Genomic DNA, 11,241 nt, shown 5'->3' with positions numbered 1-11,241 from the left:
TCAGCCCGACGACGGTCTGGGCGCCCAGGTCGCCGTCACGTTCAGATGGGCCTGTCCGGTGGCTCCGACGATGCCCAGCTTGAGGTCGCCGCCGATCTGGATGCCGAAGCTGACGCTGATCTCCGACGGCGGCACGGGGGTGCCGGTGACGACGCCGTGCACCTCTTCGATGAGGGTGCCGAGCGGGCGCAGCGTCTGGTGGAGGGCGCCGGTGGCCAGCGCGGCCACGGCCTGCCCGCCCCGCGAGACGGCGACCGCCGCGCCCATGCCGTCGGGCAGGTCGGGGGCGTCCGGATCCGGCGCCGGGCCGCCGACCGCGACGACGGCCGGTTCGGAGAGCAGGAACCGGACCGGTGTGCCGTCCTCAAGTTCCAGGTGCGGCGATTCCGTTGAGGGAGCCATGTGTTGCATTGTGCCGACACGGGGCGGCGCCCGGGAGCGGAAGTGACGGCACGGTTACGGGATCGATGCGATTGCCTCCGGCGCGTGCCGGGGGCTCAACACCCCTGCGCGGTGGGCTCGATGGTCACCTTCGACCGCTGGTCGGCGATGCGCACGTCGCTGTACTCGGTGTGCGGCACCCGGAACCAGACGTTGTCCTTTCCGGCCGTGACCTGTGCGCCGGACACGTCGTCGAGCCGCACGCACCAGCGCTCGCGGCGCACGACGCGGGTGTGCTTCTCGGTGCCGCGGCGCACCTTGTGGCAGTCGCGGTCGGTCTCGGTGGTGTACCAGGTCCTGGTGCGGCCCTTGCTGCGCTTGGTGTGCTTGACCCGGTGGGTGTCGGTGTCGCACTTCTTGACGTAGTGCGGCCGGGTGGAGGTGGCGGTCTTCCGGGTGACGTGGCGTTCGATGTCGCGGACGCCGGTGACCTTGGTGCTCCTCGCCTTGCGGGGCGTCTCCTGGTCGACCGTGACGCTGCCCGTCTTCCCGCTGCCGGTGGACGAGGACGCCTGGCCCTTGTCGCCGCCTCCGCAGGCCGTGAGCGTGACGACGAGCGCCAGGGTGAGTCCGGCCAGTGCGGGGCGCCGCTTCACGGACATAGCTCCTCTTGCTGTACATGTCAGGTCCGCGGAAGCGTATCCGATCATGGGCGGCGGCCCCGCACCAGGTCCGTCAGGCGTACGTCTCGAACTCGGCGACCCTCGGGGTCCCGGTGGCGCCGGTGATCTCGAAGGTGAGCTTCTTCAGGGAGGCGGCCGGGAAGGAGACGGTGCCCGCGCCGCTGCCGGACTTCAGGACCGCTCCGGTGTCGGCGTTCAGCAGCCGCCAGAACCCGATGGCGCCGGTGGCGCCGGCCGCCTCGCGGATGCGGACGGAGGAGACGGTGGTGGCCGCGCCCCACTTGACGGAGACCGCGCCGGTCGTGCCGGACGGCGACCAGTAGGTGCTCAGGTCCCCGTCCCGTACGTTGCCGTAGCTGGTGCCCGAGGCCTTGCCGGTGCCGTCGGCGCCCGCGGCGAGGCTGAGATTGGTACCGGCGGGCGCGGTCGGCTCCGCCGTGGTCGGGCTCGCCGTCGGGGTGGTGGTCGGGTCCGGGCTCTGCGGCGAGCAGCTGCCGTCCGACACCTTGAGGCCGGTGTGGGCGCCCGCCGTCCGCCGCACCACGTCCGGCACGCAGCTCGCGGCGTCGAGGGCGTAGGAGTACGGGATGGAGACCGTGGTGTTGGAGACCGGGTCGGGCCCGGCCGGGTTGGTGTCCTCACCGGGCGCGGACCAGGTCACGTTGTCGAAGATGTTGCCGCTGACCTGCCAGTATCCGGGGAGGTCGGTGTAGAAGGTGCCGAGGACGTCCTTGGAGTCCTCGAAGTAGTTGTTGTCGACCTTGGCCTTGGCGCCGACGCGGGAGTTGATGCCCGACTCGTTCAGGCTCACGTAGTGGTTGTTGTACATGTGGGCCGTGCCGCCGCGCAGGAGGGGCGCGCGCGAGTCGATGTTCTCGTACAGGTTGTGGTGGAAGGTGATGAAGCTGCTGTCGATGGCGCTGTCACTGGAGTTGATCAGGCCGCCGCGGCCCGAGTTGCGCAGGGTGCTGTACGACAGGGTGACGTAGCGGGTGTTGGCCTTCAGGTCGAAGAGCCCGTCGTAGCCGTCCGACTCGCCGCCGGAGGCGAGGAGGTCGACGTGGTCGACCCAGACGTTGTGGACGTCGCTCTCCATGCCGATGGCGTCGCCGCCGTTGGAGGTGGGGCTGCCGGACTTCTTGACGTTCCGGACGGTCACGTTCTGGATGATGATGTTGCTGGACTCCCTTACGTGGATGCCCAGTTGGTCGAAGACGGCGCCGCTGCCGACGCCGACGAGGGTGACGTTGCTGATCTGCTTGAGCTCGATCACCCCGGCGGCGGTGTTGCAGCTGTCGCCGGACACCTTGGCGGTGTTGGCGTGGTTGATGGTGCCTTCGACCTCGATGGTGATCGGGGTGTCGCTCGCGGCCCGGCCGCACAGGGCCTCGTGGATCTGGGTGCCGGTGGTGGCCCTGACGGTCGTCCCGCCGGCGCCGCCGGTGGTGCCGCCGTTCTGGGTGGCGTAGCCGGAGGCGCTGCCGGTCGCGGCCGCCGATGCCGAGGGCATCGACAGGATCGCCCCGGTGGCCGCGGCCACGCCCATGGCCGTCGCCGCTGCGTAGATTCTCCGTGCGACTCGTCGTCTCATGCTGGTGTCCCTGTTCATGCTCGGATTCCGGATGATGCTCCGTGCGTGCCGGGTCGGCAGCGCGGGTGTGGAGCAGCTGTGCCGGATCCGGAAGCGGTCGACCGCTTCCACGGGACGGATCGTCACAGAAACAGAAGCGCGGGAAAGCGCTTTCTGGCGGCGAGAATAGGGGCCCTTCGCGGCGCCCGCAAGAGGCCCGCCGTGCGGCGCCGGAATCCCAACTCGCTTGATCTACAGACTGGTTGACGGCCCGAACTCGGCCATCGCCGCTGCCACCACGGTTTCCAGGCGGTCGTGGTGGGCGCCGCGCCAGTACACCCGCGCGCACCGGTCGCACTGCGCGAAGACGTCGTAGCCGGCCCGGGTGCCGCCCTGGAGCCGGTCGGCGACGTCCTCCTTGCGGGCCTCGGACAGGGTGCCGTTGCAGGCGGCGCAGCGCGTCCAGGGCCGGAGTTCGGGCGCGAACCTGCCGAGGACGTCACGGAGTTGGTCGTCGGGCCGGTCGCTGTAGACGTAGCCGCCCGCCCACAGCTCGCGGCGGCGCAGCAGGCCCCGGTCCCGGCTGAGCAGGACCCGCCGTTCGGCGGCGGAGCGGGCGGCGAGGGCCGGGTCGCCGATGTCGACGGCCTCGTACGCGGTGTCGACGCCGAGCAGCCGCATGCGGCGGGCGAGGGTGCCGAGGTGGACGTCGAGGAGGAAGCGGAGCGGCGCGCCGGGCACCTCCTGCGGCCGGGTCACGGCACGCACCTCGACCCGCTCCCCCGCCGCCGGGATGTGCGCGGCGGCGGCTTCGGCGCCGTCCACGAGGAGCGCGCCGACCTCGGTGAGCGGCACTCCGAGCGACTCGACGACGTGGCCGAGCGTGGAGACTCCGTCGACGGCGAGCGGCGCCCATGCGCCGTCGCGGAAGGACCGGGGCACGAAAAGTCCCAGTTCGGGGGCGACGTGGACGTGGATCTCCGGACCGTTCATCGGCACAGAATGTCACGGAGACCGATGGTGTCGCGGACCCGTCCGCCGAGGGCGCTCCCGGTACGGCGGCGGTCCCGCGCGCCCGGTGAGAGGATGCGGGGCCGAGGGAGAGGAGCCGGGCCGATGGGGCGCGCGGAGCGGGAGGTGGTCGCGGGTGGCGTCCGGCTGCACGAGGCAGCGCGGTCGCTGCTGGACGATCACGAGCGGGCGGTGCGGGCCGCACGCGAGGCGCTGGCGCCGCTCCTCGACGACGAGGTGACGCAGACCCTCGACGCGATGCCGGTCTCCCGGCTCCAGGAGGCGACCGAGGGCAGGCTGCGGCTCGACCCGGTCGAACGGAGCGGGCTGCGCACGGTGCGGCAGGTGCTCGACGCCGGGCCGGGGCGGCTCCAGCAGATCCCCGGCGTCGGACAGGTGACGTCGACCCATCTCCTGGGCGCGGCGCGGCGCCTCGCGGACGCCGTGCGCGAGAGCACCGCCGTGCACATCGACGTGGACCGGCCCGAGCCGCGCACGACGGCGCTGGTCGCCGCCCTGCGCGTCCTGGTGGCGGCGGGCCCGGACGGGCGGCGGGCCGTGACCGCGGCCGGCACCCTCGCCCGACGGCTCGGCCCGCTCCTGGAGACGGCCCGGCCCGTCGCCGGGCGGCTGCGGATGCTGGTCGCGGGACGGGACGGGCGGACCCGGGCGCTGGCGGCCGTGGCCGAGGTGCGCGGGATCGCCGAGGAGGCGGCCCGGGCGGGTACCGGCGAGCTGCTGGCCCAGGCGTCCGTGGACCTGCTGCGCGGGCCCGCGTCCGAGGCCGCCGCCTGGGTCGACTTCGAACTGCGCGCCGCCGAGTACTACGGGGTGCTCGGGGAGATCGCCGGGCAGGCCCCGGACACGGCCGCCGCCGAGGGGTTCCTGCCCGCCGGGATCGCCGACGCGGTGCGCGCGCAGCAGCTCACCGACACCGGCCTGCGGGTGTCGCTGCGCGGCTACCAGACGTTCGGCGCGCGCTTCGCGCTCGCCCGGCGCCGGGTGGTCCTCGGCGACGAGATGGGCCTGGGCAAGACCGTCCAGGCGCTCGCCGTGCTCACCCACCTCGCCGCCGAGGGGCAGAGCCACTTCATGGTCGTGTGCCCGGCCGGGGTCCTCGTCAACTGGACGCGGGAGATCGAGACCCGCAGCCGGCTGCGGGCCGTCCCGCTGCACGGGCCGGGGCGGCAGGACGCGTTCGCCGACTGGAAGGGGCGCGGCGGTGTCGCCGTCACCACCTTCGACGCGCTGCGCGGCTTCCCCGCGCCCGGCGGCGGCGAGCTCGGCATGCTGGTCGTCGACGAGGCGCACGCCGTGAAGAACCCGCGGACCCTGCGCGCGCAGGCGGTCGCCGAGTGGGCGGCACGCTGCGAGCGGGTCCTGCTGATGACGGGCACCCCGATGGAGAACCGGGTCACGGAGTTCCGCAGCCTGGTGCGGATGCTGGACCCCGGTCTCGCGGACCGGCTCGACACCGAGGCCGGGCTCGCCGGATCGGTGGCCTTCCGTACCGCGGTCGCGCCCGTCTATCTGCGCCGCAACCAGGACGACGTACTGACCGAGCTGCCCAGTCTCCAGCACACCGACGAGTGGGAGGAGCTGAGCGCGTCGGACGAGCGGGCCTACCGCGAGGCGGTGGCCGCGGGGAACTTCATGGCGATGCGCCGCGCCGCCTACGCCCACCCGGAGGGGTCCGCCAAGCTCCAGCGGCTGCGCGACCTCGTGCGGGAGGCGGGCGAGAACGGCTCGAAGGTGGTGGTGTTCTCCTACTTCCGCGATGTCCTGGACGCGGTGCACGACGCCTTGGACTCGAAGGGCCCCGAACCCCGCGGCGGCGGGCCGGTGTTCGGCCCGCTCACCGGCGGCGTGCCGCCCGCCCGGCGGCAGGCGCTCGTCGACGCGTTCTCGGCCGCGCAGGGGCCAGCCGTGCTGGTGGCGCAGATCCAGGCGGCGGGCATCGGGCTCAACATCCAGGCCGCGTCCGTGGTGATCCTGTGCGAGCCGCAGATCAAGCCGACCCTGGAGCACCAGGCCGTGGCCCGGGCGCACCGGATCGGCCAGGTCCGCTCGGTCCGGGTGCACCGGCTGCTCGCGCCGGGCGGTGTCGACGAGCGCATGGTGCGGATCCTCACCACGAAGGACCGGCTGTTCGACGCGTACGCCCGGCGCAGCGCCACGGCGGAGGCGAGCCCGGACGCGTTCGACGTGTCGGACGCCGAACTGGCCCGCCGGATCGTCGCGGAGGAGCGGGCCCGCCTCGGCGTCCGCGACGAGACCTAGCCTCGGCTCACACTCACACTCACGCTCCGCTGTCGCTTGCGGGGCGCGACGCGCTCCGGCGCACAACAGCCCGCGGCCGACGGCCCAGTTCACGCCCCGTTCCCCGAACGGCCACGCCTCCGGCACCTCTTACGAGTGATAACTGCCCGTGATGATGAACCGGGACGCCGCCGGTCCGCATCATCACCCATGTCCGCATCCGCACCACCTGCCCGTACGGCAGCGCTGACGAGGGGGAGCAGAATGGCATCCGACCGAGGGCACGGGATCACGCACCGTGACGACGTGCGTGCCGCGCAGCTGAGCGGTCTGTTGACGCGCCGGAGACAGACCCTGGGCCTGACGGTGGAGCAGGCGGCGCGCGCCACGGGCCTGGCGGAGCACCGGTACAGCGCGCTGGAGGAGGGCGCGGGGCACGGCATCGACCTCGGCGCTCTCAAGCGCGTGGCGGGCGGTCTCGGCCTGACCGGGCAGCCGCGGGAGACCTTCCTGCTGCTCGCGTCGGAGCCGGACGTCACCCCGTACGACCTCGTGGAGCGGCGCCGGCCCAGCATCGAGGAGCTGGCCCACATCGACCTGATGGAGCCCAACCCGGCACTGATCACGGACCACGCGTGGAACCTGCTGGCGGCGAACGCGTCGGTGGCGCGGCTCTTCACCGACCCCGCCAAGGCGCCGGACGGGGAGCGCAATCTGGTGCTGTGGCTGCTCACCGAGCGCGCGGAGCGGCGGTTCGCCGACATCGACGACGTGCGCGCGGACGCCGTCGCCCGGGTGCGCGGTGCCCTCGCCCAGATCCCGGCCGACGCGCCGCTGCAGGCGCTCGCCGGACGGATCGCCGCCGATCCGCTGGGGGCCCGGCTGTGGCGTTCGCGTTCGCCCCGGCTGCCGGCCGAGGCGTCGGCGCGGCGGCTGCGGCATCCGTCGTACGGTGAGGCGTCGGTTCTGGTGACGACGTCGCGGCTGCCCGGGGGGTTGCAGTTGATCGTGCATCACGCGGCGCATCTCATCCAGAGCCCGGCGCCCCGTTGATCGGGGATTTCCGGTGTGTCGTTCGCCCGAGGGCCGGTGGCCGCTTCTCGCGCAGTTCCCCGCGCCCCTGAAGCGAGCTCAGCTCGCCCAGGGGAAGCCGCGCGAAGCCCAGCCTCAGGGGTACCGGTGCTACTTGACGCGTATCTCGCACCGCATCCGACGGTCGTGCCCCACCTCGCGCACGGGCCCCGTCAGGGTGAGCGGCACGGTGTGGTGGACCTGCTCCGCGGAGGCGGAAACGCGTAGTTCGAGGGCCCCGGGTTCGACGGTGCGGCGGCCGTCGGCGCCGGTGTACGCGGCGAGGTCGGCCGGGAAGGTGGCCTGTACCTCGGCGCTCGCCCCGGCGTCCAGCGGCACCCGGGCGTAGCCGACGAGCCGGACCTCGGGGCGGGCGACGGTGCCGACGGGGTCGTGCAGATAGAGCTGGACGACCTCGGTGCCGGGCCGGTCGCCGGTGTTGCGGACGGTGAGGCGGAGCGTCGTCTCGCCGTCGGTGGCCAGTTCGGGGCTGTCGCAGTGCGGGGCGTCCCAGCTGAACGTCGTGTAGGACAGGCCGTGGCCGAAGGGGTGGAGCGGCGTGGGATCGACGGTGCTGGGGTCGCCGTGCCGGCCGAGGGGCGGTGCCAGATACGGGGCGGGCTGCCCGCCGGGATGGCGCGGTACGCCGACGGGGAGCCGCCCGGAGGGCTCGACGCGGCCGCTCAGGACGCCGGCGACGGCGGCGCCGCCCTCCTGGCCGGGGAAGAACGCCTGGACGACGGCGGCGGCCCGGCCCGCCCAGCGGCCGAGCGCGTAGGGACGGCCGCTGAGCACGACGAGGACCGTGGGCGTCCCGGAGGCGAGGGCCCCGTCGACGATGTCCCCCTGTCCGTAGGGCAGTTCGAGGTCGGCCGCGTCGCAGCCCTCCCCCGACGAGCCGCGCCCGAACAGGCCCGAGCGGTCGCCGACCACGGCGAGGCAGATGTCCGCGTCCGCGGGGTCGGTGACGAACACGGCGCCGGGCAGCTCCGCGCGCAGCGCCTCGGCGAGGGTCGGCACGTCGACGCCCGGGGGGAGTTCGGGGTGGTGGACGCCGACGTGCCGGGGGAACGTGTAGCAGCCGAGCATCGCCGCCTGCTCACCGGCGAGCGGGCCGACGAGGGCGAGGCGCGGGGCGGCGGGCAGCGGCAGGACGCCCGCGTCGTTGGCGAGCAGCACCACCGACTCCTCGGCGAGGCGCCGGGCCAGGTCCCGCATGTGCGGCGGGTTCAGGTCGACGGGGGTGTCGCCGGTGACCGGTTCCCAGTCCGGGTCGAGGAGGCCGAGTTCGCACTTCTGGGTCAGGACGCGCAGGGCGGCCCGGTCGAGGAGCGCGTCGGCGGGCCGGTCGGTGACGTCGACGCAGCGTGCGGCGGGCAGTTCCACGTCCACCCCTGCCGCGAGGCCGAGCCGGGCGGCGTCGGTCGCGGACTCCGCGATCCGGTGGGCGGACTCCAGGAACGACAGGCCGAAGTAGTCGGAGACGACCGTGCCGGTGAACTGCCAGGTCTCGCGCAGGAGTCGGGTGAGCAGTTCGGTGTTGGCGTGTCCCGGGACGCCGTCGATGTCGTTGTAGGCGGGCATCACGGACCGGGCGCCGCCGTCGCGGACCGCCATCTCGAACGGCGGCAGCAGCACATCGGCGAGTTCGCGGGGCCCGACCGAGGCGGGCGCGTGGTTGCGGGCGGCGCGGGAGGCCGAGTAGGCGGCGAAGTGCTTGAGGGTGGCGACGATGCCGGCGGCCTCCAGACCGCGGACGTAGGCGGTGCCGATGGTGCCGACGAGGTAGGGGTCCTCGCCGATGGACTCCTCGGTGCGGCCCCAGCGTGGATCCCGTACGACGTCGAGGACGGGGGCGAGGCCCTGGTGGATGCCGACATGGCGCATCGACGTACCGATCGCCTGCGCCATGTCGGTGACCAGGGCCGGGTCGAAGGTGGCGCCCCAGGCCAGCGGGGTCGGGAAGACGGTGGCCTGCCAGGCGGTGAATCCGGTGAGGCACTCCTCGTGGGCGAGGGCGGGGAGGGCGAAGCGGTTGCCGGCGCGGATCGTACGCTGGAGCGCGGCGAGGCGGGCGGCGCCCTCGGCCGGTTCGACGGGCACGGTGCCGAAGGGGCGGGTCAGGTGCCCGAGCCCGTACGGCAGCAGTCGGTCGAGGACGGCACTGCGGTCGGCGTAGGCGTGCTGTCCGGGCGCGACCTCGACGGCGCCGCCGTCCGGTTCGGTGCCGAGCCACACGCTGGACAGCTGGGCGGCCTTCTCCTCGGGGGTCATCCGGGCGAGCAGGTCCGCCGCCCGGACGTGGGCGGGCAGTGCGGTGTCCTGCCAGGGCTCGGCCATGGAACTCCTCAGGTACGGGGGGTGCGGAAGACAGCGGTCGACGGCGGGGTCAGCCCTTGGTCGCGCCCAGTGTGATGCCGCCGATCAACTGCCGTTCGGCGACGGCGTAGAAGGCGAGCGCGGGCACCATGGACAGGACGAGGTACGCGAAGACGCGGGCGGTGTCGGCCGAGTACTGGCCCTGGAACTGCTGGACGCCGACGGGGATCGTCCACCAGGTGGGTTCGCTGAACACCAGCAGCGGCAGCAGGAAGTTGTTCCAGCTGGTCACGACGGCCAGGACGGAGACGGTGCCGAGCGCGGGCCGGGCCATCGGCAGCAGGATCCGCCAGAAGAAGCCGAACGCCGAGCAGCCGTCGAGGGTGGCCGCCTCCTCCAGTTCGCCGGGGATCTCCCGGAAGAAGTTGCGGAGGATGACGATGGTCATGGGCAGGCCGAACGCGGCCTGCGGCAGGATCACGCCCCACGGGTTGTCGAGCAGGCCGAAGGTGCGCAGCAGCACGAACAGCGGCAGGATCGCGACGGCGAACGGGAACATCAGGCCGACGGTGAACAGGGTGAAGAGGAACTCGCGTCCCCGGAAGGCGAACCGGGCGAGGGCGAACGCGGCGAGGGCCGCCACGGCGACCGTCAGGGCGGTGGTGCCCACGGCGATCAGCGTCGACGAGCCGAGCGCGCGCCAGAACGCGCTGTCCTGGAGGATCGACGTGTAGTTGTGGACCACCCACGGCGAGGGCAGGCCGAAGGTGTTCGCGGAGAGCTGGTCGGTGGACTTGAAGCCGGAGACGAGCGCGTAGAGCAGCGGCGTGATCATGGCGATGCCGATCACCCATACGGTCACGTACAGCGGGAGCGAGCGCAGTCTGCGCCGGCGTGCGGCGGCCCGCGCCGTGATGATCGTCGTCCCGGGTGCCGTGGGGGCCGTCATCGGGCGCCTCGCATGGTGGTGAGGGCGCCCTCGGTGTCGCGGCGCAGCACATAGCGCTGGTAGAAGAGCGCGAAGACGAGGCTGATGAGGAACATGACGAGGGAGATCGCGCTGGCGTATCCCATCTGGTAGCGCTTGAAGCCGAACTGGAACATGGTGACCGCCATCGTCTCGGAGTGGTGGTCGGGCCCGCCCTGGGTGGCCACCCAGACCAGGTCGAAGAGCTGGATCGCGCCGATCACGGAGAGGAAGACGCTCATCCTGAGCGTGGGGCCGAGCAGCGGCAGGGTGACGTGCCGGAAGCGCTGCCAGGCGTTCGCGCCGTCGATGCGGGCTGCCTCGGTGAGTTCGGGCGGGACGCCTTGCAGGCCCGCCAGGTAGAGCATCATGTGGAAGCCGAAGTACTTCCAGGTCATGACCAGGAAGAGGGTGGCCATGACGGTGTTCTGGCCGGAGAACCACAGGCCGCCCGCCCCGTCGAGGCCGACCGAGCCGAGCACCTTGTCGGCGAGCCCGCTGTCCGGCGCGAAGATCATGCTGAACAGGACGCCGGTGATGACCTCGGAGAGCACGTACGGGGCGAAGAACAGCATCCGGTAGACGGCGCGGCCGCGCAGTTTCTGGTTGAGGAGCACGGCCATGGCGAGCGCGAACGGCAGTTGCAGGCCGAGCGAGAGCAGGACCAGGAGCAGTCCGCGCCACAGGTCGCCGAGGAAGACCGGGTCCTGGAAGAGGCGGCTGAAGTTGTCCAGGCCCACGAAGTCCGAGGGCGAACCGAATCCGCCCCAGTTGAACAGGGAGACGTATCCCGCGTACAGGATCGGGACGATCACGAAGACGGCGAAGAGCAGCAGGCCGGGGACGGTGAAGAGGAAGGCGGTCAGCCAGTCGCGCGCCCGGCGTGCCAGGGGCCGCCGGTTCCCCTCCTGGCCGCCCGGCGGCTCCGTGCGCACGGCGGGGCGCGGGTCGTCGGTCCGGAGCGAGGAAGTCATGGTCAT

At 72.8% G+C, this 11,241-nt stretch carries 9 protein-coding genes; 2 read left to right on the top strand and 7 right to left on the bottom strand.

What is annotated here, in order from left to right:
• The 4 genes from ABII15_RS32460 to ABII15_RS32445 all read right to left on the bottom strand — a co-directional run bounded on the left by ABII15_RS32460 (position 1) and on the right by ABII15_RS32445 (position 3,627).
• A complete protein-coding gene (locus tag ABII15_RS32460) occupies positions 1–402 on the bottom strand; it encodes a CU044_2847 family protein (RefSeq protein ID WP_353945841.1) in 402 nt (133 codons plus the stop codon).
• Between the two features lie 95 nt (positions 403–497).
• Positions 498–1,037, bottom strand: coding sequence for a hypothetical protein (locus ABII15_RS32455; RefSeq protein ID WP_353945840.1), 540 nt, complete (start codon positions 1,035–1,037; stop codon positions 498–500).
• Between the two features lie 79 nt (positions 1,038–1,116).
• Positions 1,117–2,655, bottom strand: coding sequence for a pectate lyase (locus ABII15_RS32450; RefSeq protein ID WP_353945839.1), 1,539 nt, complete (start codon positions 2,653–2,655; stop codon positions 1,117–1,119).
• 231 nt (positions 2,656–2,886) lie between these two features.
• On the bottom strand, positions 2,887–3,627 hold the full coding sequence (locus tag ABII15_RS32445; protein WP_353945838.1) for a Mut7-C RNAse domain-containing protein: 741 nt from the start codon (positions 3,625–3,627) through the stop codon (positions 2,887–2,889).
• A 123-nt stretch (positions 3,628–3,750) separates the two neighbouring features.
• Here ABII15_RS32445 and ABII15_RS32440 point away from each other — a divergent pair, with 123 nt between their 5' ends.
• Both ABII15_RS32440 and ABII15_RS32435 read left to right on the top strand, forming a co-directional pair.
• Entirely contained in the window at positions 3,751–5,925 is a 2,175-nt protein-coding gene (locus ABII15_RS32440) for a DEAD/DEAH box helicase (RefSeq protein ID WP_353945837.1), read from the top strand.
• 243 nt (positions 5,926–6,168) lie between these two features.
• On the top strand, positions 6,169–6,957 hold the full coding sequence (locus ABII15_RS32435) for a helix-turn-helix transcriptional regulator (RefSeq protein ID WP_353945836.1): 789 nt from the start codon (positions 6,169–6,171) through the stop codon (positions 6,955–6,957).
• A 129-nt stretch (positions 6,958–7,086) separates the two neighbouring features.
• On the opposite strand, the gene ABII15_RS32430 is transcribed toward ABII15_RS32435, so the two are convergent.
• The 3 genes from ABII15_RS32430 to ABII15_RS32420 all read right to left on the bottom strand — a co-directional run bounded on the left by ABII15_RS32430 (position 7,087) and on the right by ABII15_RS32420 (position 11,235).
• Positions 7,087–9,315 (bottom strand): glycoside hydrolase family 3 N-terminal domain-containing protein, encoded by a 2,229-nt coding sequence (locus ABII15_RS32430; RefSeq protein WP_353945835.1) that lies wholly within the window; start codon positions 9,313–9,315, stop codon positions 7,087–7,089.
• A 49-nt stretch (positions 9,316–9,364) separates the two neighbouring features.
• Positions 9,365–10,129 carry a carbohydrate ABC transporter permease gene (locus ABII15_RS32425; protein ID WP_353947271.1) on the bottom strand — a complete coding sequence of 255 codons (765 nt, stop codon included), beginning with the start codon at positions 10,127–10,129 and terminating at the stop codon, positions 9,365–9,367.
• A 110-nt stretch (positions 10,130–10,239) separates the two neighbouring features.
• Positions 10,240–11,235 carry a sugar ABC transporter permease gene (locus ABII15_RS32420; protein WP_353945834.1) on the bottom strand — a complete coding sequence of 332 codons (996 nt, stop codon included), beginning with the start codon at positions 11,233–11,235 and terminating at the stop codon, positions 10,240–10,242.
• Positions 11,236–11,241: the final 6 nt, after the last annotated feature.

The sequence above is a fragment of the Streptomyces sp. HUAS MG91 genome, assembly GCF_040529335.1.
Lineage (GTDB): Bacteria > Actinomycetota > Actinomycetes > Streptomycetales > Streptomycetaceae > Streptomyces > Streptomyces tabacisoli.
This window is presented reverse-complemented; position numbering and strand designations above follow the sequence as displayed.